Annotated in this window: 25 protein-coding genes; 18 read left to right on the top strand and 7 right to left on the bottom strand. The window is 63.2% G+C overall.

Features of this window, described 5'->3' with window-relative positions:
• The first annotated feature begins 17 nt into the window (after nt 1-17).
• From K0F86_RS20445 to K0F86_RS20370, 16 genes are all read left to right on the top strand, one after another.
• The gene (locus K0F86_RS20445; protein ID WP_219136054.1) at nt 18-1,685 is read left to right on the top strand and encodes a sensor histidine kinase; all 1,668 of its coding nucleotides are present in this window, start codon (nt 18-20) and stop codon (nt 1,683-1,685) included.
• On the top strand, nt 1,682-2,398 hold the full coding sequence (locus K0F86_RS20440) for a response regulator transcription factor (RefSeq protein WP_306823214.1): 717 nt from the start codon (nt 1,682-1,684) through the stop codon (nt 2,396-2,398). Before K0F86_RS20445 ends, K0F86_RS20440 begins: the two co-directional genes overlap by 4 nt.
• Nucleotides 2,399-2,641: 243 nt before the next feature.
• The gene (locus K0F86_RS20435; RefSeq protein ID WP_157751248.1) at nt 2,642-2,788 is read left to right on the top strand and encodes a hypothetical protein; all 147 of its coding nucleotides are present in this window, start codon (nt 2,642-2,644) and stop codon (nt 2,786-2,788) included.
• Nucleotides 2,789-2,868: 80 nt separating this feature from the next.
• Nucleotides 2,869-3,039 (top strand): Flp family type IVb pilin, encoded by a 171-nt coding sequence (locus tag K0F86_RS20430; RefSeq protein WP_096237373.1) that lies wholly within the window; start codon nt 2,869-2,871, stop codon nt 3,037-3,039.
• Between the two features lie 68 nt (nt 3,040-3,107).
• Nucleotides 3,108-3,281 (top strand): Flp family type IVb pilin, encoded by a 174-nt coding sequence (locus K0F86_RS20425; protein WP_219136053.1) that lies wholly within the window; start codon nt 3,108-3,110, stop codon nt 3,279-3,281.
• Nucleotides 3,278-4,336 (top strand): phosphatase PAP2 family protein, encoded by a 1,059-nt coding sequence (locus tag K0F86_RS20420; protein WP_219136052.1) that lies wholly within the window; start codon nt 3,278-3,280, stop codon nt 4,334-4,336. The genes K0F86_RS20425 and K0F86_RS20420 overlap by 4 nt, the downstream gene beginning before the upstream one ends.
• The gene (locus K0F86_RS20415; RefSeq protein ID WP_219136051.1) at nt 4,333-4,920 is read left to right on the top strand and encodes a prepilin peptidase; all 588 of its coding nucleotides are present in this window, start codon (nt 4,333-4,335) and stop codon (nt 4,918-4,920) included. The genes K0F86_RS20420 and K0F86_RS20415 overlap by 4 nt, the downstream gene beginning before the upstream one ends.
• Nucleotides 4,921-4,961: 41 nt before the next feature.
• Nucleotides 4,962-5,582, top strand: a complete 621-nt coding sequence (locus K0F86_RS20410; protein WP_219136050.1) for a methyltransferase — start codon at nt 4,962-4,964, stop codon at nt 5,580-5,582.
• A gap of 36 nt (nt 5,583-5,618) precedes the next feature.
• Nucleotides 5,619-6,965, top strand: coding sequence for an ATP-binding protein (locus K0F86_RS20405; protein WP_257572264.1), 1,347 nt, complete (start codon nt 5,619-5,621; stop codon nt 6,963-6,965).
• Complete coding sequence (gene cpaB / locus K0F86_RS20400) at nt 6,962-7,795, top strand: Flp pilus assembly protein CpaB (RefSeq protein WP_219136049.1); 834 nt, start codon at nt 6,962-6,964, stop codon at nt 7,793-7,795. The genes K0F86_RS20405 and cpaB overlap by 4 nt, the downstream gene beginning before the upstream one ends.
• Nucleotides 7,796-7,838: 43 nt before the next feature.
• Nucleotides 7,839-9,644, top strand: coding sequence for a type II and III secretion system protein family protein (locus K0F86_RS20395; RefSeq protein WP_257572263.1), 1,806 nt, complete (start codon nt 7,839-7,841; stop codon nt 9,642-9,644).
• Between the two features lie 10 nt (nt 9,645-9,654).
• The gene (locus tag K0F86_RS20390; RefSeq protein ID WP_219136048.1) at nt 9,655-9,945 is read left to right on the top strand and encodes a hypothetical protein; all 291 of its coding nucleotides are present in this window, start codon (nt 9,655-9,657) and stop codon (nt 9,943-9,945) included.
• A 45-nt stretch (nt 9,946-9,990) separates the two neighbouring features.
• The gene (locus K0F86_RS20385; RefSeq protein WP_219136047.1) at nt 9,991-11,181 is read left to right on the top strand and encodes an AAA family ATPase; all 1,191 of its coding nucleotides are present in this window, start codon (nt 9,991-9,993) and stop codon (nt 11,179-11,181) included.
• Nucleotides 11,178-12,563, top strand: a complete 1,386-nt coding sequence (locus K0F86_RS20380) for a CpaF family protein (RefSeq protein ID WP_219136046.1) — start codon at nt 11,178-11,180, stop codon at nt 12,561-12,563. Before K0F86_RS20385 ends, K0F86_RS20380 begins: the two co-directional genes overlap by 4 nt.
• A gap of 11 nt (nt 12,564-12,574) precedes the next feature.
• Complete coding sequence (locus tag K0F86_RS20375; protein ID WP_219136045.1) at nt 12,575-13,552, top strand: type II secretion system F family protein; 978 nt, start codon at nt 12,575-12,577, stop codon at nt 13,550-13,552.
• Between the two features lie 19 nt (nt 13,553-13,571).
• Nucleotides 13,572-14,504, top strand: a complete 933-nt coding sequence (locus K0F86_RS20370) for a type II secretion system F family protein (protein ID WP_219136044.1) — start codon at nt 13,572-13,574, stop codon at nt 14,502-14,504.
• A 315-nt stretch (nt 14,505-14,819) separates the two neighbouring features.
• Here K0F86_RS20370 and K0F86_RS20365 read toward each other — a convergent pair whose 3' ends face one another.
• The 6 genes from K0F86_RS20365 to edd form a co-directional block, all read right to left on the bottom strand.
• Nucleotides 14,820-16,220: a vWA domain-containing protein gene (locus K0F86_RS20365; RefSeq protein ID WP_219136043.1), complete on the bottom strand. Its 1,401-nt coding sequence runs from the start codon at nt 16,218-16,220 to the stop codon at nt 14,820-14,822.
• Between the two features lie 36 nt (nt 16,221-16,256).
• A complete protein-coding gene (locus K0F86_RS20360; protein ID WP_219136042.1) occupies nt 16,257-16,838 on the bottom strand; it encodes a TadE/TadG family type IV pilus assembly protein in 582 nt (193 codons plus the stop codon).
• Nucleotides 16,838-17,317, bottom strand: coding sequence for a TadE/TadG family type IV pilus assembly protein (locus K0F86_RS20355; protein ID WP_257572262.1), 480 nt, complete (start codon nt 17,315-17,317; stop codon nt 16,838-16,840). Before K0F86_RS20355 ends, K0F86_RS20360 begins: the two co-directional genes overlap by 1 nt.
• Nucleotides 17,318-17,524: 207 nt before the next feature.
• Nucleotides 17,525-18,004 (bottom strand): Rhs element Vgr protein, encoded by a 480-nt coding sequence (locus K0F86_RS20350; RefSeq protein WP_219136040.1) that lies wholly within the window; start codon nt 18,002-18,004, stop codon nt 17,525-17,527.
• A gap of 220 nt (nt 18,005-18,224) precedes the next feature.
• Nucleotides 18,225-18,854, bottom strand: coding sequence for a bifunctional 4-hydroxy-2-oxoglutarate aldolase/2-dehydro-3-deoxy-phosphogluconate aldolase (gene eda, locus K0F86_RS20345; protein WP_219136039.1), 630 nt, complete (start codon nt 18,852-18,854; stop codon nt 18,225-18,227).
• Between the two features lie 3 nt (nt 18,855-18,857).
• Nucleotides 18,858-20,771, bottom strand: a complete 1,914-nt coding sequence (gene edd / locus K0F86_RS20340; protein WP_219136038.1) for a phosphogluconate dehydratase — start codon at nt 20,769-20,771, stop codon at nt 18,858-18,860.
• 336 nt (nt 20,772-21,107) lie between these two features.
• Between edd and pgi the strand changes: the two genes are divergently transcribed.
• Both pgi and K0F86_RS20330 read left to right on the top strand, forming a co-directional pair.
• Nucleotides 21,108-22,772, top strand: coding sequence for a glucose-6-phosphate isomerase (pgi, locus tag K0F86_RS20335; RefSeq protein ID WP_219136037.1), 1,665 nt, complete (start codon nt 21,108-21,110; stop codon nt 22,770-22,772).
• A gap of 135 nt (nt 22,773-22,907) precedes the next feature.
• Nucleotides 22,908-23,804, top strand: coding sequence for an SMP-30/gluconolactonase/LRE family protein (locus tag K0F86_RS20330; RefSeq protein ID WP_219136036.1), 897 nt, complete (start codon nt 22,908-22,910; stop codon nt 23,802-23,804).
• A gap of 129 nt (nt 23,805-23,933) precedes the next feature.
• On the opposite strand, the gene K0F86_RS20325 is transcribed toward K0F86_RS20330, so the two are convergent.
• Nucleotides 23,934-24,887, bottom strand: coding sequence for a chemotaxis protein (locus tag K0F86_RS20325; RefSeq protein ID WP_219136035.1), 954 nt, complete (start codon nt 24,885-24,887; stop codon nt 23,934-23,936).
• Nucleotides 24,888-25,277: the final 390 nt, after the last annotated feature.

Here is a 25,277-nt window from a genome sequence, read left to right as displayed (position 1 = left end):
TACGGCCAGGAGCGCTTGTGAATCTCGATCCTCCCTTCAAATCCGGCTTGCCGGGTGCTGGCATGGATACGACCATGGTGAATGGCATGCGCCTGCTGCTGTCGAGCGCTACCTTGCTGACCCTGTTCATCGACCCCGAAAGCGCCGGCAAGCTGAGCAAGATCACCTGGCTGATCTTTTCCGCGTATACCCTGCACAGCCTGCTGCTGTATGTGCTGGCCGTGCTGGGCCTGAGTTTGCCGGAAGATATACTGCTGTACTGGCTGGACGTGGCCTGGTATGCACTGATCGTATTCTCCAGCAGCAACCACAACAACCTGTTTTTCCTGTTTTTTTTCTTTGCCATCCTGACCTCGTCGTTCCAGCGGGGCTTCGAGGAAGGCGCGCGCATCACCCTGGCCTCGGCCGGCCTGTTCGCCGCCACCGCCCTGTTCGGCGAAACGGATGCGGAACTGTCGCGCCTGCTGCTGCGCGCCACCTTCCTGCTGGCGCTCGGCTACATGATCGCCTACTGGGGCGGCTCGGCCATCACGCAGCGCAGCCACCTGGCGCTGCTGCGCGATGTCAGCCAGCTGTCCAATCCGCGCTTCGGCGTCGACCAGACCATTAGCTCGGTGCTGGAAAAAACCCGCAGTTATTTTAACGGCAGCAGTTGCCTGCTGGTCATGCAGGACAAGGGCACACGCGTCTGGTCGCTGCGCAGCGTACTGCATACGGCAACGGGCGTCGTGCACACCAGCTCGCTCCTCAGCGACGACGCGGCCAGTCCCCTGCTCGCTTTCGCGCACGATAAAATCGCGCTGTACAACCAGCCCGTCAGCTCCTGGCTGCCGTGGACCGGCGGCGCGCGCATGCTCGATTCCCACAGCGGGCGCTGGCTGCGGCATGACGACGCGGCAGGCGCCCGCCTGGCCGAACTGCTCGAAGCGCACGCCTTCATCAGCGCGCCACTGCCCTTGCGCAATGGCAAGGGCCACATCTTGATCGTCTCCGCCACCAGCATGAGCAAGACCGACGCCCTTTTCCTCAGCCATATCGGCGCGCAGGCGTTTCCCGTCATTGAAAACATCGATCTGCTCGACCGCCTTGCATCGCAGGCGGCCTCGCGCGAGCGCGAAAAGATCGCGCGCGATCTGCATGACACGGCCGTGCAGCCGTATATCGGCTTGCGCCACGGCCTGGCCGCCCTGCGCAATGAAGCCACGCCGGGCAATCCGCTGCTGCCCGAACTGGAAAAACTGATCCTCATGTCGGGTCAGGTGATCGCCGACCTGCGCAGCTACGCGCGCACCTTCAAGAACGGCCAGGTGCAAAGCGAGCCGGAATTGCTGGTGGCGCTACGGCGTCAGGCGGCACAAATTCACGAATTCTATGGCATCGACATCACCCTGCATATCGAGGGCGACCTGCATATCAACGACCGCCTGGCGGCCGAGGTGTTCCAGATCGTCAATGAGGGCATGAGCAATATCCGCAAGCATACCTCGGCGCGCCACGGCGCCGTCAAGCTGACCTGCGTGCAGGGCGCGCTGCACATCAGCATCGACAATGAATGCGCCGCCGCGCACGTGCCCGATTTCCTGCCCGACTCGCTGGCCGAGCGCGCCGCCGCCCTCGGTGGCAGCGCCCGCGTCACCCACAGCCGCCTGGGCCATACTTCCGTGCAGATCGAGATCCCGATATGACCGACATGAATGAACGCCAGCACCTGCCCAACGTCCACACCCACACCAGCATCCGCGTCATGCTGGTCGACGACCACAAGACCATGCTGTGGGGCCTGGAGCGGCTGATCGGCGGCGAACACTCGGGCATGCGCGTGGTCGCCACGGCGTCCGACAGCGCAGCAGCGCTGGCACAGGCGCTGGCGCTGCAACCCGATGTCATCGTGCTGGACCTGGACCTGGGCGGCGTCAGCTCGCTGGCCATCCTGCCCGCGCTGGCGCAGTGCGTCAGCACGCGCGTGCTGGTGCTGACGGCCAGCCACGACCAGGCCACGCTGGACCAGGCCATCCTCAAAGGCGCGCGCGGGGTCATCAGCAAGGATGCGCCGGCCGAGATGGTGCTCAAGGCCATCGAAAAGGTCTACCACGGCGAACTGTGGCTGGAGCAAGCCATGCTGGGGCGCATGATGACCCAGCTGACGCAGCCGGGCGGCGCATCGGCGCACGCCATCGCCGTGGCCAGCCTGACCCTCAAGGAACGCAAGATTATCGCCGCGCTGGTGCACGGCAGCGGCACGCCAGCCAAGCTGCTGGCGGACCAGCTGTGCATCTCGGAACACACCTTGCGCAACCACCTGACGTCGATCTACCGCAAGCTGGGCGTGTACAACCGCCTGGAACTGTACGCCTACGCCAGCAAGCACCAGCTGGGCGAATTGCCGCCCGCCAGCTGATTCCCGTTTCCGCAGCCGCACCTCCTCACAGGGCGCCCGCTTTGCCGGCGTAGCGCCAGGCATGCGTTCGGCCTGCGCCTGCGCGTGCCAAGCCCAGCCATGACAATTGTCCCGAAAAAATCGAGCATATCCTCCCGGCCGGAAAGGGAGGTTCTTCTGATGTAGATCAAGCTGCCCACTTCTATATTGGTGTTACCGGGGTGCACATCACACGCCACGGTCCACCACGATACGGAGCACGGCATGCGCCTAGCCAAGTTTCTTCCTGCATCACTATCCGCCTACTTGCAGGGCAAGGAAAAGGCCGCCTTCTACCGCTATGCCCTGGTCGCCGCACTGCTGGCCGTGATCTGCATCATCGGGCTGCTGGCACTGGGAGTAAGCCCGTAAGGCAGCGTTTCGCGGAAATACCCCTGCAAGACAGCAATGCCGTTTCATCCACCGTAGTTCTTCAACCACCAGGAGTTGTCATGAACCTCATCAAAAACTTTATCCGCGAAGAAGATGGCGTGACCGCCATTGAATATGGCCTGATCGCCGCCTTGATCGCCGTCGTGATCATTGTTGCCGTCAAGCTCATCGGCACGAACCTGAACATCATCTTCAACAAGGTCGCTACTGCCCTGGTTCCCGCCGCGTAACAGACCACAAGCCGGGCTGGCCCTGTGCGGCCCGGTTATTGGCCATTATCCAGTTTCCGAGGTACGCCATGAAACGCCTGTTCTCCTGCCTGCATGAAGATTCAGCCGTCACCGCGATCGAATACGCGCTGCTGGCCAGTCTGCTGGCAGTGGCAGTGGTGGCCAGCATCAGCCTGGTCGGCGACCAGGTGCTGCTCATGTACGGCCATATCAAGGACCAGATCATCCTGGCGCTATCATGAACGCCCTGCACAGCCATCGCCCCCTGTACCTGATCGTGCTTGGCTATGCCGCCGCGGTCACATTACTCCTTGGCAGCCTCTCCACGCTGCGCGACAGCGTGCCGATACTTTCCGGCTTTCTCCTCATTTCGCTGCTGTGCGCCGTGTTTGCGCTATGTGGCTACAGCCTGTATGTGATGCTCGCGCTGCGCCCAGATCGCCTGTGCCATTATCTCTACCACGTGCTGCGCCGCTACCTGAGCAGGGAACGCCTGCTGCACACCCTGCCCGTGTTGCTGCTCATTCCCATCTTTGCCGCCAGTTTCACCGCCTTCAAAGCGGCCATTCCCCGCTTGCACCCCTACACCTGGGACAGCCGCCTGTCCGCCTGGGATATCGCCCTGCATGGCGGCACCGCGCCATGGGCATGGCTGCAACCGCTGCTGGGCTATCCATGGATAACGGGCCTGCTGAACGTCAGCTACCACCTGTGGTTCTTCCTGTTCTATGCCACGATCTACTGGCTGGCGCAAGACATGCGCCGCCCGCTGCTGCGCATGCAATTCCTGCTCAGTTTTGTGCTTTCCTGGATCATCCTGGGCAGCGTCGCGGCCTTGCTGTTTTCCTCCGTCGGCCCCTGCTACTACGGTCATTTGCACGGCAGCGACCCTTACGCCCCGTTGATGGCCTATCTGCACGAAGCCAACCAGCACTTCCCCATCTGGGCCTTGTCGGTGCAAGACATGCTGTGGCAAGACTACCAGAGCAGGGGTGCTTCCAGCGAACTGGGCATCTCGGCCATGCCCAGCATGCATGTCGCCACCGCCGTGCTGATGGCCCTGCTGGGCTGGCGTGTCAGTCGCGCCGCCGGCATCGCCCTCAGCGTTTTCGCCATGTTCATCATGCTCGGCTCCGTGCACCTGGGCTGGCACTATGCGCTCGACGGTTATGTCGGTGCGGCCGGCGCGGCGCTGGTCTGGCATGTGGTGGGCCGCATGCTGCGTGCCGGCGGCGTCTGCGTCAGCACGGTGGGCGCCGCGGCACCATGCATGAGCAAGGGAGGGCTGCTGTCATGAATGCCGCCCTGACCTCGCTGCTGTGCCTGGCCTTGCTGGCCGGCCTGCTGGGGGCTGCCCTGTGGCATGACCTGCGCACGCGGCGCATCCCGAATCGCCTGGTGCTGTGGGGCACGGTAGGCGGCGTGCTCCTGAACAGCATGCTGCCGGCCGGCGCCGGCCTGTTCCAGCAGCCGTTTGGCGGCCTGGGCCTGCCGCAGTCGCTGGCCGGCGCCGCTGCCGGACTGGCCCTGCTGCTGCCCATGTATCTGCTGCGCGCCCTGGGCGCCGGCGACGTCAAGCTGATGGCCATGTGCGGCGCCTTCCTGGGGCCGCTTGCCGTGCTCGAAGCGGTGCTGCTGACCTTGCTCGCTGGCGGCGTGCTGGCCATCGCCGCCGCCCTGCTGGGACGCCGTTTGCGCCAGGTGCTGAAAAACGCCTATCACATGCTGCTCGGCACGCTGCTGCAAAGCCTCGCGGGCGGCCCCGCTACCGTGGCCGAGCCGCCTGCCGTCACCGGCAAGCTAGCCTACGCGTTTGCCATCGCCAGCGGCACGGCCCTGCAAATTTTCCTGACGTACAACCACCTGTGGAGCTTGCGCTGAACAGCGCAACTCCATGACCGCAACCAGAACGGGACGCCATCATGAACGCCATCAGCACCCTGCGCCACTCGCGGCACGCCAGCCTGCTCGGCAACGCCTTCATGGCGGGCATCTGGGCCGTGTTTGCCTATGCCCACGTGCTCGCTTACATTCACATCGGTGACTGGAGCTATCTGCTGTTCTGCATGACGGAAACCGTCTCCGCGCTGTTTTTCCTGATCCGCACGGCACCGGACAATGTCTCGACCGACATGCGCGACTGGCTGCTGGCCATCGGCGCCACCTTCGCACCTTTCTTCTTCAGTCCTTCCGACATGGCGCTCTGGGCCGATGCACGCTACCTGCTGCTGCCGGGCAGCGCCTTGCTGCTCACGGGCCTGCTGTCACTGAACCGCAGCTTCGGCCTGGTGGCTGCCCAGCGCACCATCAAGACCCGCGGCGTCTACCGCGTGGTACGCCACCCGCTGTATGCCAGCTACCTGATTTCCACGACCGGCTACGTGCTGGCCAATACCTCGACAGCGAATCTTCTCATCTACGTCGCGACGATGTCGCTGCTACTGGCGCGCCTGCTGCGCGAAGAGCGCTTCCTGGCTGCCGACGTGCGCTACCGCGCCTATATGCGCCAGGTGAAATACCGCTTGCTGCCTTTCATTTTCTGATCGCCAGCCCAGATCGACCCGCAACAAGGAGCCATCATGCCCGACACCTATCCAGAAGACCCCGCCGACGGCAGCATCACGCCGGCGGCGATGCGCGCGCCGCGCAATGTGGCCGAGACCGGTCTGCCCTTTTTGTTCCTGGTGGAACTGCTGGTGAAAGTCATGTTCCTGCGCGGCCAGATCGGCTTGCCGGCCCTGTCGGCGCACGTGAAGCTGGGCGCCGGCGTGCTCGAACCGCTGCTGACCTTCATGCGCGCCGAAAAACTGTGCGAGGTGCAGCGCACCGGCTACAGCGGCACCGACGCCGACCAGCAGTATCACCTGGGCGACCAGGGACGCCTGCGCGCCGCCGACTATTTGCGGCGCAATGCCTACAGCGGCCCCGCACCGGTCACGCTGGCCGACTACAGCGCACAGGTGCTGGCGCAAAGCGTGGCCCGCATGCACGTCACGCGCGAAACCGTGCTGCAGCAGTTTCACACCGTGGTGGCCAGCACCGCCGTACTCGACCAACTGGGCGCAGCCATGAACTCGGGCCGGGCGCTGCTGCTGCACGGTCCCGCCGGCAGCGGCAAGACCTATCTGGCCGAGCGCCTGCATGGCTTGCTCAGCGGGACCATCGCCCTGCCGCATGCGGTCATGGTCGATGGTGAAGTGCTGCCCTTCCTCGACCCCATGCTGCACACACTGGCCAGCGACGCCGCGCCGCCGGCCGACCCGCGCTGGGTGCGTGCCCTGCGCCCCACCGTGCTGACCGGCGGCGAACTGACGCTCGACATGCTGGACCTGCAATTCGACCAGGGCGCCCGCCTGTACCAGGCGCCGCTGCACCTGAAAGCCAACAATGGCATCTTCATCATCGACGACCTGGGCCGCCAGCGCTGCTCGCCCGTGGAACTGATGAACCGCTGGATCGTGCCGATGTCGCGCCGCGTCGATTACCTGTCGCTGCACACGGGCTACAAGTTTCCCGTGCCCTTCGACGTCATCGTGGTGTTTTCCTCGAACCTGGCGCCGCAGCAGCTGGCCGACGACTCCTTCCTGCGCCGCATCGGCTACAAGATCCATATCGGCGAACTGAGCGGCTACCACTACGAAACCGTGTTCCGCCACACCTGCGAACAATTCGGCATGGTCTTCAACCACGCCAGCTACCACTACCTGCTGCAACTGCATGGCCAGCATGCGCGGCCGCTGCTGGCCTGCTATCCACGCGACATCCTGTCCCAGCTGTGCGACGTGGCGTGCTACGAAGGCCGTCCGGCACGCCTGGAAGCCGATGCGCTGCACTGGGCCTGGAACAACTATTTCGGCGCCGCCGACGGCTCCGCCGGCATACAGAACGGATCGGCTTCGGTCCTGCATAAAGGAGTATCAAAATGAGAAACGCACGCGCTCTGACGATGATGGCCTTCGCGGTCATCCTGGCGTTCGTGGCGGTCATCGTGGCCGCGCGCTGGATCAATGCCCAGGCTTCGGGCAATACCAACAAGGTGGCCGTTGCGCTACTCGACATCAGCCTGGGCGCGCGCATCTCGCCTGAAATGGTGCGCATGGTCGACTGGCCCGCCAACGCGCTGCCGCCGGGCGCCTTCAACGATCCGAAACTGCTCGACGCGCGCGTCACGCGCACCAGCATCCAGCACGGCGAACCGATCATGGAGAGCAAGCTGGCGCCCCCCGGCACCCAGGGTGGCCTGTCGGCCGTGGTCGGCGAAGGCAAGCGCGCCATGACCGTGCGCGTCAATGACGTGGTAGGCGTGGCCGGCTTTGCCCTGCCAGGGAATTATGTCGACATTCTCGTCAACACCCAGGACGAGATGACCAAGAATGCCAGCGGACGCGACCCCAGCATTTCGAAGATCGTCCTCGAACGCATCCTCGTGCTGGCGATCGCACAGGAATCGAACCGCGATGACACCAAGCCCAAGGTGGTCAATGCCGTGACCCTGGAACTGACGCCGGACCAGGCGGAAAAGCTCGACCTGGCGCGCAGCGTCGGCACGCTCTCGCTGGTGCTGCGCAACCAGATCGAAGACAAGCCCGTCAACACTGAAGGCGCCACCAAGACCAGCCTGCTCGACACCAAGGTCGCCGCCCAGGTACCGGCGCCAGCACCACGCCCTGTCGCGCGCCACCGCGTGGTGCAAGGGCCGGCCGGGCCGCAAGTCGATGTCATCAAGGGACTGGAACGCAGTTCCCAACAATTCTGAACAACGCGGATTCCTGCCCGATCCGCACCACGAGGAGCATGCCATGAGCACCATGAGCAAACTGAGCACAGCAAACGGGAGCCGCATCCTGCGCATGGCCCTCGCCATCGCCGCCATCGGCGCCCTGATTCCGGCCGCATATGGCGAAGTGGCCGCCCCGACGCCACCAGCGGCCTCGCCCGGCCTGTCGCCGACGCCGCCGGGCGCCAAACCGCCGATGGCTGGCGCCTCTGTGACGGCCTCTGCGACGGCCTCAGCGACAGCCACTGCGGCGGCCATGTCGCCGCCGCCGAAAGTGGTGCACCGCGCACCACGCGCCAGGGCCATCGCGCCGCAAGCCATGCCGGACACGGCCGGCGGCCACGCCGACGTCAGCCGGAACATGGCCCTGGCCGAAGGCAAGTCGACCCTGATGCACCTGCCGTTTCCCGTCGCCCGCGTTTCGGTGGGAGATCCGCGCATCGCCGATGTGATCCTGCTCAATACCACCGATGTCTATCTGCTGGGAAAATCCGTCGGCACCACCAACCTGATCATCTGGAACCGCAGCAACGAGGCCAGCATCATCGACCTGTCCGTCAGCATCGACAGCAGCCTGCTGCAGGCGCGCCTGAGCGCATTGCTGCCGAACGAGAAAGACCTGCATGTGACGGTCGCTGGCGATACGCTGATCCTGTCAGGCATGGTCAGCGATACCGTCAAGGCCGACCAGGCGATGTCGCTGGCGAATGCCTATGCCCAGCGCGGTTCGCGTCCTGCCACCGGCACGGCCGCGGCGGCGGGCGCCGGCGCAGCGCCAGCGCCCGCCGCTGGAGGCCCCGCCGACCCCTCGGGCGGACCAGCTCCCTCGCCGCGCGTGATCAACCTGATGTCCATCGCCGCGCCGCAGCAAGTGATGCTGGAAGTCAAAGTGGCGGAGGTATCGAAAACCCTGGTCGACCAGCTGGGCGCCAGCCTGGGCATCAACAAGACCATCGGCAGCTGGTCGTATTCGCTGCTGTCCAGCCTGCTCAGCAACAATCCCAGCGGCTTGAGCGGCGCCAGCAAGAACAACTTCTTCAATCTCGACGCACAGAAACGCGATGGCCTGATCAAGGTACTGGCCGAGCCGAACATCATGGCCATCAGCGGCCAGGAAGCCAGTTTCCTGGCCGGCGGCAAGATTTTCATTCCCGTCAGCCAGACCAATAACGGCGGCACGCCCACGATCACGCTGGAAGAAAAAGAGTTTGGCGTGGCCGTCAAATTTACCCCCACCGTGCTCGAAGGGGGGCGCATCAACCTGAAAGTGTCGCCGGAAGTATCCGACCTGAACAAGGAAGGCATCGGCATCACCGCCACGGGCATCTCGACGACCGCCATTCTGCCATCGTTTACCACGCGGCGCGCCACCACCACGGTGCAACTGTTCGACGGCCAGAGCTTCGCCATCGGCGGCTTGATCAAGAACAATGTCACCAGCAATATCAAGGCCTTGCCGGGCCTGGGCGAAGTGCCCGTGCTGGGCGCGCTGTTCCGCAGCACGGATTTCCAGACCGACCGCTCGGAATTGGTCTTCATCATCACGCCGCACCTGGTCAAGCCATTGCCGGCCGACTACAAACTGCCCACAGACGAGTACATACAGCCGACGCGCGGCGACGTCTTCCTGCAGGGAAAAATGGAAGGCCGGGCGCCAGCACCGCAGCCGCAGCCGATGCCAGTGCCAGCGCCGCTGCCAGCACCCGCTTCCATGCCGCCCCAGGCAGCCATGCCGACGCCGCCCAGCGACGACCTGCCGCAATCCCGCGCCGTGCCCAAGGCCGCTGCGGCCACGCCGTCGGCCAGCATCATCGATGATCTCAAATAGGAGCGCCTCCATGAAAACCTTTACCTTCACACGCACCCTGCCCCGCTGCCTGTTGTGCGCAGCGGCATCGCTGGCTGGCTGTGCCGCCACGACCACGCCCGTGCTCGACAGCCATTTCGGCGAGGCGGTGACCCTGCTCAAGCAACAGCAGATCCTGTATCCCGCTGCGGCCAGCAATACCAATCCCGTGCTGGGCCTCGATGGCAGGAGCGCCATCAGCGGCTACAAGCTGTATCAGAAGTCGTTCAGCGCGCCCGAACCGCTGCCCGACGTGCTGACGATCGGCGTCAGCAAACGCTGACACTGGCGCCCCGCCCTTTCATCCCATCCACAGCCGGAGCACGCCGTGAAAATCTTCATTATCTCCAGTAACGAACAACAACTGGCCGGGATGGCGGCGCTGCTGCGCGAGCGCCATGCCGGCGACGATATCGACAGCGCCGTCGGCAGCCTGGAGCGGCTTGCCGGCACGGCCGAAATGGCGGCGCCCGACGTGCTGCTGCTGGCACAACCCGTCATCGACGATGCCGACCTGGCGCGCATCGAGCGCCTGGCCAGCCGCCAGCAGGGCATGGCCATCATCCTGCAATGCCAGCACCAGGGCAGCGACTTCCTGCTGAAAGCCATGCGCGCCGGCGTGCGCGAAGTGCTGCCGCAAGCCGACAGCGGTGCGGCCCTGAATGCGGCGCTGCAGCGCCTCGAGGACAAGAGCGCGCGGCACGTGCAGCGCAATGGCAAAGTGATCGCCTTTGCCTCGTGCAAGGGCGGCAGCGGCGCCACTTTCATCGCCGCCAACCTGGCCTATGCCCTGTCGCGTGACAATCAGCGCGTGGCACTGTTCGACCTGAACCTGCAGTTCGGCGATGCGGCGCTGTTTGTCTCTGACCAGAGGCCGACAGCGACCCTGTCGCACGTGGCGCAGCAAATCCACCGCCTCGACGCGTCCTTCCTGGCCGCCAGCATGGTGCAGGTGACGCCGAATTTCAGCATCCTGGCCGCGCCCGAAAATCCGGCCCATTCCAGCGACGTGAAGCCGGAACACATCGACCAGCTGCTGCACCTGGCGCGCAGCGAGTACGATTTCATCGTGCTGGACCTGGGCCGCGGCCTCGATGCCATCAGCGTGCGCGCGCTGGACCATGCCGACATGATCTGTCCCGTCATGCAGGCAACGCTGCCCTATATCCGCGACGGCAAGCGCCTGCTGCAGGCGTTCCAGTCACTGGAGTATCCGGCAAGCAAGATTCACCTGATCCTGAACCGCTACGCAGGCGGCGATGAAATCCGCCTGCGCGACCTGGAGGCGGCGTATGGCCAGCGCATCTTCCATACCATCGCGAATCACTACGCGGCCGCGGCCGCTTCTGTCAACCAGGGCGTGCCGGTGTTGAAGCTGGCGCCGGGCAGCCCGCTGTCCAAGTCGCTGCAGGAGTGTGCCAGCAAGCTGTCGGGCGGGCGCGCGCCCGTCCCGGCGGGCCTGTTTTCGCGCCTGTTCCAGCGTAGCCGGCCCATTCACCTTCGAGGGGAAACAGCATGAGTACCGATATCCATGGCGGCCATCCCAGCCTGCGTGAACGCCTCGGCAGCGCCGCCGCGCCGAATGGCTACGCGCCGTTCGGCGCAGCCCGCGCTGGCAGCGCAGACAATCCCGCCTACCACGAACTCAAGCAGCATGTGCACCAGGCCCTGCTCGACAGGATCGACCTGGAGGGCATGCAGCGCCTGTCGCAGGAGCAGATACGCGAGGACCTGAAAACCCTCGTCGGACGCCTGCTCGATGAAGACAATGTCGTCATCAACGACATCGAGCGGCGCACGCTGGTGCGCGACATCCAGGATGAAGTGCTGGGCTTCGGCCCGCTCGAACCGCTGCTGGCCGATCCGGAAATTTCCGACATACTCGTCAATACCTACCGCCAGGTGTATGTCGAGCGGCATGGCCAGTTAGAACTTAGCAATATTCGCTTCACCGACGATGCCCACCTGCTGAAAATCATCGACAAGATCGTCTCGCGCGTGGGCCGCCGCATCGACGAATCGAGCCCCATGGTCGATGCGCGCCTGCCCGATGGCTCGCGCGTCAACGCCATCATCCCGCCGCTGGCCATCGATGGCCCGGTGATGTCGATACGGCGCTTCTCGGCCCAGCCGCTGCGCCTGGCCGACCTGGTGGAACGGCACAGCCTGACGACGGAAATGGCGCAGATACTGCAAGGCCTGGGCAAGGCCAAGGTCAATATTCTGATCTCGGGCGGCACGGGCAGCGGCAAGACCACCATGCTCAACGCGATTTCCGGCTTCATCAGCACGAGCGAGCGCATCGTCACCATCGAAGATGCGGCCGAACTGCAGATGCAGCAACCGCACGTGGTACGCCTGGAAACGCGGCCGGCCAATATCGAGGGCAAGGGCGAGGTGACGCAGCGCGCGCTGGTGCGCAACGCGCTGCGCATGCGGCCCGACCGCATCATCCTGGGCGAGGTGCGCGGCGCCGAAGCGCTCGACATGCTGCAGGCGATGAACACGGGCCACGAAGGATCGATGGCCACCATTCACGCCAATACCCCGCGCGACGCGCTGACGCGGCTGGAAAACATGATCAGCATGGCGGCCTCGATGTTGCCGGGCAAGGCCATGCGCCAGCAGATCAGCGCCGCCATCGGCGTGGTGGTGCAGGTGGCGCGCCTGACCGATGGCAAGCGCAAGGTGGTGGCGATCCAGGAGATCACCGGCATGGAAGGCGAGATCATCACCATGCAGGAAATTTTCACCTTTCGCCAGACCGGCATTGCCCAGGACGGCACCGTCAGCGGACACTTCCAGGCCAGCGGCGTGCGGCCGCAGTTCCTCGACCGCCTGCGCGCCTTCGGCGTCGTCGTGCCGGAAAGCCTGTTCGATCCCAGCCGCCAATACCACTAAGGAGAAGGGTCATGGACTATGGCTATTACGTCTTCGGCGCGCTGATCTTCCTCGCCGTGGTGCTGTTCATTACGGGCCTGTATCACAGCTGGAACAATGCGCGCGGCCCCGAATCGGAGCGGGTGGCGCATCGGCTGCGGGTACTGTCGGCCGGCGCCCACGCGGGCGAGCAAAACACCACCATGATCAAGCAGCGCCTGCTCAGTGAAACGCCGGCGCTGCAGAAATTGCTGCTGGAGGTGCCGCGCGTGCACGCGCTCGACCGCCTGCTGGAGCAGTCGGGCCTGAAATGGAGCGTGGCGCAGTGGGCCATGCTTGTGCTGCTGACCTTCCTCGTCGCCCTGGTGGCCATCAGCTTCATCAACCTGCCCTGGCTGCTGCGCCTGCTGGTGGCGGCCGCCTGCGCCCTGCTGCCCCTGTACTACATCGAACGGGCCAAGGCGCGCCGCTTGCTGCGCATCGGCATGCAGCTGCCCGACGCGCTCGACCTGATGAGCCGCGCACTGCGCGCCGGCCATGCCTTTCCCACGGCACTGAAAATGGTCGGCGATGAAATGAACGCGCCGCTGGCCGAGGAATTTCGCATCGCCTTCGACGAAGTCAATTTCGGCATCGCCATGCCGGATGCCCTGATGAACCTGGCCACCCGCGTGCCCAGCACCGACATGCGTTATTTTGTCATTGCCGTACTGATACAGCGCGAGACGGGCGGCAACCTGGCCGAACTGCTGGAGAGCATCAGCCACATTATCCGCGACCGCATGAAACTGCTGGGCCAGGTGCGCGTGCTGTCGGCCGAGGCGCGCCTGTCGGCCTGGATACTGTCGTTGCTGCCATTCGCCGCGGCGGCCGTGATCCACCTGAGCAATCCGACTTTCCTGGCCGTGCTGTACGACGATCCCGGTGGACAAAAAATGCTGGCCTGTGCTGCGATGCTGATGCTGATCGGCATCCTCATCATGCGCAAGATCATCCACATCCGGGTGTAGTGTCGAGGGAGAAAACATCATGACTACCGTGCAAATAGGATTTCTGGGCTTGCTCTTCATCGCCGTCTTCGGCGGCGCCATGTTCGTGCTGCTATTGGCCATGCCCGACCCGCTACGCCAGCGCCTCGACAGTGTGGGTACCAGCGAACCAGGCGGTGCGCGCCAATGGCTGGCGCACTTCCTCAAGTTCAGCGGACCGCTGGCCCGCCTGTCCTTGCCGGAAGACGGCTGGGAAACGTCCAGGATACGCCTGCGCTTCATGCATGCGGGCCTGCGCCATCCGTCGGCGCCCCTGCTGTACTTCGGCGCCAAGACGGGCCTGGCCATCGCCCTGCCCGTGCTGCTGTTCCTCGGGCTGAGCCTGGCCGGGGTACATAACGACGGCATCGATTTGCTGCTGTGGCTGCTGTTGGCGGCTGGCCTCGGCTACTACCTGCCCAATCTCTGGCTGAACCGGCGCATCCGCCTGCGCCAGCGCGAGATCTTTGAAACGTTTCCCGACGCACTCGACCTGATGACCGTCTGCGTGGAGGCGGGCCTGGCCATGGATGCGGCACTGGCGCGGGTAGCGGCCGAGATCAGCCTGAAATGCGTGGTGCTGGCCGAGGAACTGCATTTGCTGACACTGGAACTGCGCGCCGGCAACTCCAAGGAGCGCGCCTTGCGCAACCTGGGCCTGCGCACGGGCGTCGAGGATGTCGAAGCCCTGGTGTCCATGCTGATCCAGGCCGAACGCTTCGGCACCAGCATCGCCTCCTCGCTGCGCGTGCAGTCCGATCAGCTGCGCACCAAACGGCGCCAACTGGCCGAAGAGCAAGCCGCGAAAATCGCCCTGAAGCTGCTGTTTCCCCTGATCTTCTTCATTTTCCCCTCGCTGCTGGTGGTACTGATGGGGCCAGCGTTCCTGCAAATCTACCGCATCCTGCTGCCAGGCATGGCTGGCGGCAATTAAGACGAGCGTTCCCTACGACTCCCGGCAGCAGCCACTGCCGGGAGCAATGCCTTCCCCGCCAGCATCGCGTCCCTCCCTGCCCTTTCTCACAACCTGCCCCTGCCGCAGTACCGCATGCCTGGCCAGTGCCGCGCTGGCGAGCCCGAACAACCTGTCCGGCTTGGCAGTATGGCGCCAACTACGCGCGCTTGCGTCGCAGGCGCATGCTTGATGCGGTGAAGGCGCCTGCCTGCCCCGGCAATCACCAGCGCCATGCACCGGCACAAAAAAAAGGCCGGACTGCGTGTCCGGCCCTGTTGCCTGCCTGGCGAGCAACTACATGCTGATGCGCAAGATGGCCGAGGCGAGCTTCTCGAAGCACGGTTTGAGCTCGGTGGCATTGGCCGCGTGGCAATAGATGCCCACCGGCTGCGTCGGCGTGGCGCAACGCGATGGCGCATCGGTCGTGTTGGCCATGCACTTGAGGATACTCTCGCCCGTGTCGCCAGCGACGGGGCCATTGACGGTGGTCAACTGCGCTCCCAGGCCCAGAGTAAATACATACATGCCTTCCGAGCGTGCCTTGGCGGCCATGGCTTCGAGCAGGTTGCGCGAGGCATTGTTGACATTGACCCAGGTCTTGGCATTGGTACTGGTATCGTTGGTCACGGGCCGCAGCGTGGTGCCAGGATAAATGGCGAACTCCTGGTCGGCCAGATTGTGCGCGTTGTACCATTTTGGCAAGGCGGCAGCATTCAGGTTTTGGACGATATTGCTTCCCTGGTAGCACTTCCCCGCAGCCGTCGAACTCTGCATGTTGATCAGCCACAGGCCAGCCGGCGTGCCGGTGGCGGCATCATTCGTGATCAGCGAGCCGGGCGTGGTGCAATCAGCAGGGTTTTTGAAGGTAAAAACGGAAGAAAGGGTATTCGGCGTGCCGTCGGAAAAAAACACGATGACGCGCAGGCTGGAACGCTGTGCCAGGGGAATGCTGTTGAGCTGATTGCGCCCATTCCACATGCCTTCGGCGGAATTGGTCAAGCCGTCAAAAACGTAATTGCCGATGTGGGTATTCATGCCCTTGCCGTCCACCGAGCCAGTCGGCGCATCCGTATCGTTCAGGGCGAAGCCGCGTGAGCTGGTACGTATTGTATTGTCGAGTACCGCACCATACGAAAAATGAATCAGGGCCATTCGATCGAGGTCCTTGTTAAACTTGGTCAGGAACAATTTCGCACTGCTGATCACGGTCGGCCCCACGGACGCCATCGACCCCGAGGTATCCATCACAAACGCCAGGTCCAGGTCCTTGCGGATGGTTTGCGCCGCTGCGCTGACATTGAGAAAATTGAAGCCCAACACCCGCATCAGGGTCACCGGCACCGATGCCGTGGCCGACGCGTCGACTGTGACCTTGCCCGCGTCAAACGTGATGGTCGGATCGGGAAAGCTGGGCGTGGCACCCAGATAGCCAGTGGGGAAATTTGCGGCAAAGAATTTCCGCGCGGCAGCCTGCGCGCTGGCCCGTTGCGCGGCCTCGCCCACGCCCTGTGTGACGGAACGGGCAGCGGCGATGCTGGCCGCATCGACGGCAGAGTTGAGCTTGGAGCGGACAATGAAACCCAGGCCCGAATCGATGGCCAGACCCACGGTGCCTATCAGCACGACAAGCGACAATGCCACGACAATCAGAACCTGTCCCTTGGCCTGTTTTCCAGGCGTGTTACGTTTTTTCATGATGCCCTCCAGGTACCGGATGATGGCGTCCGGATGTCAGAAGATGGTTTTGGCGTACAGGTTGCCGCTCAGCTGCGGCGTTTTGGCGCCGAAGCCCAGGTTCATGCCTGCAAACAGAATGGTCGAGCGGTACAGCGTTTCCACGACATAAATCACTTCGCCATCAGCGAGCTGGTTGCTCATGGCGTCATTGATGGCCGAGCCGGCGCTGGGGATGTTGCTGCACTTGCCGCTGCCATCGGTGGCCCAGCTGTTGCAAGTCCATACCCGGCTCGGCTGCTGCGCCCCCTTCGTCCAGCGGTAGTGTTCCAGTATGACGTTCGACTTGCCAGGGCCATTGCCCATGATCTTGCTGATGTACATGCTGCCATTGGTGGCCATGTCCAGCGGCGGCGTCGTCATGGCCAGCGCCGTCATGATGGTCTGGGGGTCTTGCGAGGAGCGCGATGCCAGGTTGGCGCCTTCGCGGCTCAGATTGGTCAGGATCATGTCGCCTTGCACGATACGCGCCAGGTCGAACACGGGGACGGCCAGCATCAGCAAGAATGGCAGCACGAGAGCGAATTCCACGGCCGCCACACCCTTCTGGCGCCGGATTGACAGTTTGCGCGCTTTCATCAGAAGGCCTCGTTGCGCATGGTGGCAGCCACGCTGAAAGTGTATTGGCTGCGCGAGCCGGCACTGGTCTGGTGGCTGGGGTTGAGCAGCGCCATCAAGCGCCAGGCGGGCGTGATGACAGGCCAGGTGCAGTTCACCTGCAAGACGACGATGTCGCCGGCGGCGCCAAACATATTGTTGTTGTACGCCGATGGCGTTTGCGACACGCCATTGACGACGATGACGGGACTGAGCATGCCATACAGCCCCAGCGAACTATCCTTGATTCGTTGCAATACCGCTTCGTAACGCTGCTTGTTCGCCGTGGCGGGGTCGAGGTTGTTTTGTCCCGTGATGGAATAGCGCGCCCCTTCGCGCACCGCGTATTGCATTGTCAGGTTGACCCAGAACATGACCCCCAGTTCCATGATCATGGCGATGAGGAAAAAGAGGATGGGCGCGATCAAGGCAAATTCCACCAAGGCCGCGCCGCGCGGCATTTTTTTCAGACACAACTTTCCCCTACAGCTGTTTCTAGTCTGCATGATTTACTCGCTTGGACAGGTTGCTCTCGGTCTCGCGCCGAAGTTGCAATAAAATTAAATAAATTGTTCTTTGTATAATTTAATTTAGGTAATGCTGAGACGAAAGTCAAGGTCTGAATGCGGGCAAATCAGGTGCGCTCGAAAATGAGCAGGGAAATAAAATTAGCGCGGCAGCAGGCGGCGGTCGGCGGGGTCGAGCAGGAAGCCTTGCAGGATATCCTGCAGCTGCGGCAGCTTCGCCACGTAGGCGGGAATGCCCAGCTGGCGCGCGCCGAAATAGTGGGCGATGATGTCGCCCTGCTGCTCCATGTTGAAGTCGGACAGGACGCCGCCGGCCTGCGCGTCGTAGCGGTAGGCGCGCTGGCCGATGTAGCCGCCGCGCAGCGCCAGCAGCACGCCATGCAGCAGCACGCTGTAGCCGAGCTGGTACTGCCACACATGCACCATTTCGTGGATGAAGAACAGCTTGCCGCTATTGCCTTCGCGGGAAAAATCGTCGCGGTACTGGGCCGGCATGAAGTGCAGGCTGCCGCGCGGCGTCATCGCCGTGTTCTGGTCCTGCAAGCCGAATGGTAAAAAGGAGCCGCGCACGACGCGCACGCGCGCGTAGTCGATGGCGCCCTGGAAGACGCTGCGGGCCATGGCGGTTTCGCCAATGGTCAGAGGGCGGCGCAAGACTCGCATAAGAAGAAGAGAAGAAAGCGCGGCAGGCATAAAAGCCTGCCGAATACTATAACTGCAAGTACCTGACAGAAGCGTAGCGAGCGGCAGCGATTTGTGGCTAAGAAGCGCAACCGTGCTGAAGCACGGTGAGCATCGCAGGCCGCAAAGCGCGACGCGCAGTAGCTTATGTCAGGTACGACTAAACCGAACGCAAGCCGCTGGCTGCCTTGGCGATTTCCGTGATGCGGTCCCAGTTGCCGGCCGCGATCGCGTCTTTCGGCGTCAGCCACGAGCCGCCCACGCAGGCGACGTTCTTGCATGCCAGGAACTGCGACGCCGTCTCTTGCGAGATGCCGCCCGTCGGGCAGAACGTGATGTCCGGCAGTGGGCCGTAAATCGCGTTGAGCATGCCGATGCCGCCGGCCGGCACGGCCGGGAACAGTTTCAGCTGCTGGAAGCCGTTTTCACGCGCCGCCATCACTTCGCCTGGCGTCATCACGCCTGGCAGCAAGGGCAGGCCGCTGCTTTTCGCCGCCGCCACCAGGGCGGAAGTCAGACCTGGCGAGACGCCGAAGACGGCGCCCGCATCGCGCGCCAGGGCAAATTCCTCTGGGCGGGTGAGCGTGCCGACGCCGACGATGGCGCCTGGCACTTCCGACATGGCGCGGATCGCTTCGAGGCCGTGCTTGGTGCGCAGGGTCACTTCCAGCACGCGGATGCCGCCCGCCACCAGCGCACGCGCCAGCGGTACGGCGTGTTCAGGATCGTCGATCGCAATCACGGGGATCACGCTCGAAGTGCGCATAATTTCCAGTAGTGTCATGGTCATCTCTTATTTCCTAGCCAAAAAGTCTTCATCGGAACCCGGTACGGTATCGCCGACATTGTCGGCGTCGTGCAAGGCGACGGTGGTGGGAATCGGCGACGGCAGGCCGAAGGTGGTGGCACCCTCTTCCGCCGCGCTGACGGTGGAACGGAACATGGAAAACAGCTCGCGGCCCATGCCGACGTGGTTCGGCGACAGGTCGGCCGTGACCAGCGCACGCGCGTGCCAGACGTCGGCCGGCACCAGCGCTTCCAATACGCCGGTAAACGCGTCGAGGCGGATGATGTCGCCGTCGCGCACCAGGCCCAGCGGGCCGCCGGCGAGGATTTCAGGCGAGACGTGGATGGCGGCCGGCACCTTGCCCGACGCGCCCGACATGCGGCCATCGGTGACCAGCGCCACGTGGCGGCCCGCATCCTGCAGGTTGGCCAGCGCGGGCGTCAGCGCATGCAATTCCGGCATGCCGTTGGCGCGCGGGCCCTGGAAGCGCAGCACGGCGACGAAGTCGCGGTCCAGGATGCCCGCCTTGTAGGCGTTCATGAACTCTTCCTGCGAATTGAACACCAGCGCAGGCGCTTCGACCGTGCGGTGCTGCGGCTTGACGGCCGACACCTTCATCACGGCGCGGCCCAGGTTGCCCGCGACGAGGACCATGCCGCCGTCCGGCGCGAACGGGTTCGAGGCAGGGCGCAGCACGTTTTCGTCGGCGCTGGCGGCCGGTGCGTCTTTCCAGAACACCTTGCCGTCTTCACCGAGGAACGGCTCCATGCAGTGCGCGCGCAAGCCGTGGCCCAGGATGGTGTTGACGTCCTCGTGCAGCAAGCCCGCATCGAGCAATTCGCGGATCAGATAACCGGTGCCGCCGGCCGCGTGGAAATGGTTCACGTCGGCGTCGCCGTTCGGGTAGATGCGCGTGAGCATCGGCACGATGGCCGACAGTTCATTGAAATCGTTCCAGTCGATGACGATGCCGGCCGCCTTGGCGATCGCCACCAGGTGCAAGGTATGGTTGGTCGAACCGCCCGTGGCCAGCAAGCCCACGACGGCGTTGACGATACATTTCTCGTCAACGATATGGCCGACTGGCAAGTAATTGGCGCTTTGCGCCGTGATGCCGGCGGCGCGCTGGGCGGCGGCCTTGGTCAGCGCATCGCGCAGCGGCGTGTTCGGCGTGATGAAGGCGGCGCCCGGCAAGTGCAGGCCCATCACTTCCATCAGCATCTGGTTGCTGTTTGCCGTACCATAAAAAGTACAGGTGCCGGCGCCGTGGTAAGCCTTCGATTCGCCTTCGAGCAAGTCTTCGCGCGTGGCCTTGCCTTGCGCATACAGCTGGCGCACCTTGGCTTTTTCCTGATTCGACAGACCCGACGTCATCGGACCGGCCGGCACGAAGACGGCCGGCAAGTGGCCGAAGTGCAGCGCGCCGATCAACAGGCCCGGCACGATCTTGTCGCACACGCCCAGGTACAGGGCGGCGTCGAACATATTGTGCGACAGCGCCACGGCGGTCGACATGGCGATGGTGTCGCGCGAAAACAGCGACAATTCCATGCCTGGCTGGCCTTGCGTCACGCCATCGCACATGGCGGGCACGCCGCCGGCGAATTGGGCCACGGCGCCCACTTCGCGCACGGCTTGCTTGATGATCTGCGGGAAGCCTTCGAACGGCTGGTGCGCCGACAGCATGTCGTTGTACGAGGAAACGATGGCCACGGACGGCTTCTTGTATTCTTTCAGCGACAGCTTGTCGTTGACGGGAAAGGCGGCAAAGCCGTGCGCCAGGTTGGTGCACGACAAGGCGCCGCGCTGCACGCCCTGGATGCGGGCCGCATCCAGATGCGCCAGATAGGCGCCGCGCGATGGCCGGCTGCGCGCGATGATGCGCGCTGTTACGGATTCGACTACTGGATGCAGCGCCATATGGATTTCCTTAAAAATGAGTATTTCGTGAAATTTTACTACAAAACGGTGAAGAAGAAGCACTCTTGCATGGGCCAACAACAGAAATAAGCCACAAATTGCGGTGGCTCAAAGCCAAGCCAGGCAATATCGCGTATCCGCAGCCGCCAACATATCTCTTATATGCGACTGCCGCAATCGCTAAAAAAAGCACGACAAAATCGGCTTCACGTCATAAACTGTAGTGAAATTACGTTTTTGTGATGTATTATTCTCATACTAACGCCGGCACCCACGTTCGCCATGATGAACGCGCCGCGCTCCTTTCAACCGAGACAAGCACCCAAGCCGACCGCCATGCGCCAGCCAGCACCTACTCCTGCCATCACCGCCACCGCCAGTTTCCAGTCCCTGCAAGCGCACAGCGCCAGCCTGCGCGAAGTGCATCTGCGCCAGCTGTTCGCTCTTGACCCCGCGCGTTTCTCGACGATGACGGTCGATGCGGCCGGCCTGCTGCTCGATTACTCGAAGAACCGCGTCGACGCCACCGCCATGGCGCTGCTGATGGACCTGGCCCGCGAACGCGGCGTGGAAGCGCAGCGCGAAGCCATGTTCACTGGCGAGAAAATCAATCTTACCGAACATCGGGCCGTTCTGCATACCGCTTTGCGCGCGCCACGCGGCACCGCGCTGGTGGTCGATGGCCAGGATATCGATGCCGACGTGCAAGATGTGCTGCAGCGCGTCAAGGCATTTACGGACAAGGTCCGCAATGGCAGCTGGCTCGGCCACACGGGCAAGCCGATTTGCGACATCGTCAACATCGGCATCGGCGGCTCGGACCTGGGTCCGAAAATGGCTTGCCTGGCGCTGCGCTCGTATGCCAACCCGGGCCTGGAAATGCACTTTGTGTCCAACGTCGACGGGCACGACATGGAAGCGACCCTGTCGAAAGTCGATCCGGAAACGACCTTGTTCATCGTGGCCTCGAAAACCTTTGTGACCGCTGAAACCATGCTCAACGCCAATACGGCGCGCGCCTGGTTTTTACTGGAAGGCGAAGAGAAGGATCTGGCGCAACATTTTGTGGCCGTCTCGACCAACACGCAAGCCATCGTCGACTTCGGCATTTCGCCGGAAAACATGTTCCCGTTCTGGGACTGGGTCGGCGGTCGCTATTCCGTCTGGTCGTCGATCGGCCTGGCCGTGGCGCTGTCCGTGGGCTTTGAATACTTCAGCGATTTCCTCGCCGGCGCGCATGCGATGGACCAGCACTTCCGCCAGGCGCCGCTGGAGCAGAACATGCCCGTCGTGCTGGCCATGGTGGGCTTCTGGAACCGCCAGTTCCTCGATTGCGGCTCCGTCTCCATCGCGCCGTATCACCAGGACTTGAGCCGCTTCGCCGCCTATCTGCAACAGCTGGACATGGAAAGCAACGGCAAGCGCGTCACCAAGGATGGCGTGCCCGTCGACGTGCCCACCGGCCCCGTCATCTGGGGCGATTGCGGCACGAACGCGCAGCACGCGTATTTCCAGCTGCTGCACCAGGGCACCGATATCACCCCCATCGACTTCATCGCCGCCCTGCGCGCCACGCACGACTTGCCGGGCCACCACGACGCCCTGCTGGCGAACTGCTTCGCCCAGTCGGAAGCCTTCATGACGGGCAAGACGGGCGAGGAAGTGCGCATGGACCTGCAGGCGCAAGGCTTGCCGGAAAACGAGATCGAGGCGCTGGTGCCGCACAAGACCTTCCCCGGCAACCGCCCCAGCAACACCATTTTGATGGACCAGCTGACGCCGACCACCCTGGGCGCCCTGATCGCGCTGTACGAGCACAAGACCTTCGTGCAGGGCGTCTTGTGGAACGTCAACAGTTTCGACCAGTGGGGCGTGGAACTGGGCAAGGTGCTGGCCAAGAAAATCCAGGCCGAACTGACGGGCGAAGCCCGTCCCGACCACCACGACAGCTCGACCAATGGCTTGATTGCCCTGGCGAAAGCAGCAAAAGCCGCATATTAACAACACCGAACAAAACCGTAGCGAGCGGAAGGGAGTTGCGGTCGAGAAGCGCAACTGTACGAAGGTACAGTGAGCATCGCAGACCGTAAATCACGACGCGCAGTAGGTTTTGATCGGTGTACTAAAAAGAGATAGATGAATATTTACGAGATCAAGGTAGTCAGCGACAAGCCCATGCAAGTGGGCGAATGCCCGCTATGGCATGGCAAGGAAGCGGCCCTGTACTGGGTCGACATCGATGGCCGCGCCGTGCACCGCTTGCACCCGGCCAGCGGCAAGCATGAACAGTGGAGCATGCCGACGGAACCGTCGGCGCTGGCCATCAATGCGGGCGGCGGCCTGATCGTGGCCTTGCGCAGCGGCTTTGCCCACCTCGACACAAAGACGGGCAGCCTGGCGGAAATCGCCCCGGCACCATTCGACATGGCCACCACGCGCTTCAACGATGGCAAGGTCGACCCGGCGGGCCGCTTCTGGGTCGGCACGATTTTCGAGCCGCGCAGCGCCGATGCGGCTGAAATGTTCGTGCTGGAAAAGGGACAAGTACGCAAGGTCTGGTCGGGCGGCATGACCGTGTCGAACGGCCTGGGCTTCAGCCCGGACAAACGCACCATGTATCACGCCGATACCACCACGCACCGCATCGACCGCTTTGACTTCGACGCGGCCACGGGAGCCATTTCCGCGCCGCAACCATTCCAGCGCTTTTCCACGGACAAGAAAGCAGCTGACTACGGCGGGCGCCCCGATGGCGCGGCCGTCGACAGCGAAGGCAATTACTGGTCGGCCATGTTTGAAGGCGGCAAGATCTTGCGCTTCGCCCCCGATGGCCATTTGCTCGGTGAAATTACCGTGCCCGTGCGCTGCCCCACCATGCTGACGTTCGGCGGCCCCGACCTGCGCACGCTGTACATCACCAGCGCCAGCCACAACCGTTCCGACGCCGAACTCGCCGACTACCCGTTGACGGGCCACGTGCTGTCCGTGCGCGTGGACGTGGCGGGCCAGCCGGAACACCTGTATCAGGCGTAATCGTTTGCCAGCATGACAAAGCGCCGGACCCTCGCGGGTACCAGCGCTTTTTTTACGCTCACGCAGGTCGGATTAGCGGGGCAAGGCCCCGCGTAATCCGACAACAGTGTTGGCCATGGTGGTGTCGGATTACCGCGCCAGCACTTTGCGGATGGTTTCCGCCAATTCCGCCGCCACAAACTTGGCCACATAACCATCGGCGCCCACGCCCTTGACGTGGTCTTCGTTGGTCGAGCCCGTCAGCGACGAGTGGATCACCACGGGGATGTTGGAGAAGCGGCCATCGTTCTTGATGTTGCGCGTCAGGGTAAAACCATCCATTTCCGGCATTTCCAGGTCGGTCAGCACCAGCGCGACCTTGTCTTTCGCCGTCTTGCCTTCGGTGGCCGCCTGGGCCGAGATCGCCTGCAGGCGTTCCCACGCTTCCTTGCCCGTCTTGGTCATGATGAAGGGCACGCCCATCGCTTCGAGGCCCTTCTCGATCAGCGAGCGGGCCAGCGAGGAATCGTCGGCCGCGAGGATCACGGCGCCGGCCGGCAAGCGCACTTGCGGGCCGATGCTGTTTTCGTCCACGTCCGGGTCGCCCGACGGCAGCACGTTGCGCAGGATTTGCTCCACGTCCAGCACTTGCGCCAGGCGCGTCTTGTCCGTATCGCCATCGAGGCGGGCGATGCTGGTGACGAGGCCGCCACCGACGCTCGATTCGGCCGACAGCACCTGGTTCCATTCGAGGCGCACGATTTCATCGACCTCTTCCACGGCAAACGCCTGCGTCGAACGGGCGAATTCCGTCACCATCAGGATCTTCAAACCGCTGCTCTTGCAACCGACCGCCATCGGCAAGTCGATCACGGGCACGATCTGGCCACGGATATTGACCACGCCCAGCATGTGCGGGTGCGACCCGGCCACCGCCGTAATGGCCGGCATTTCCATGATTTCACGGACTTTGAACACATTGATGCCGAACAGTTCGCGGCTGGTCGAGTGATCACTGGTGCCCAGCTTGAACAGGAACAGTTCGAATTTGTTATTGCCTGTCAGGCTGGTGCGTTCATCGACATCTTGCTGCATTGAATTCATTGTGTCCCCTTAAGCCGTCTTGTAAAGTTAAGTCTGCCTACCCATGATGCTGCGGACAGTGCGGACTGCACGTCGCACAGACGTCGGATGGCGGGTTCGGGGCATGGCCGGCGCTAACAGTGCAGTGTAGTACAACCAATAGTTGCTATCGATTTCAGCTTGAATTATACGTTTTTTTACTTTCTTCAAAGCTACTTTACGCTGCTAACAGCGATCCTGACAGCATTTCTTGATTTGCTTGTTGCTACAGCGCAAATGATGACGGAGGGAACCGAAAATTTCCCTGGCAACCATGGTTGCTTTGAAAAGCCCTGCGCCATCCATGACGACGTACCTGCGCCAGCGAACGGCATATAATGGCCCTGCCAGCGCCGCCTGCAAGCATACGGG

Source organism: Janthinobacterium sp. UMAB-60 (genome assembly GCF_900095235.1).
GTDB lineage: Bacteria > Pseudomonadota > Gammaproteobacteria > Burkholderiales > Burkholderiaceae_D > Janthinobacterium.
Note: the sequence above shows the minus strand (reverse complement) of the source record. Positions and strands in the feature narration are given on the sequence as shown.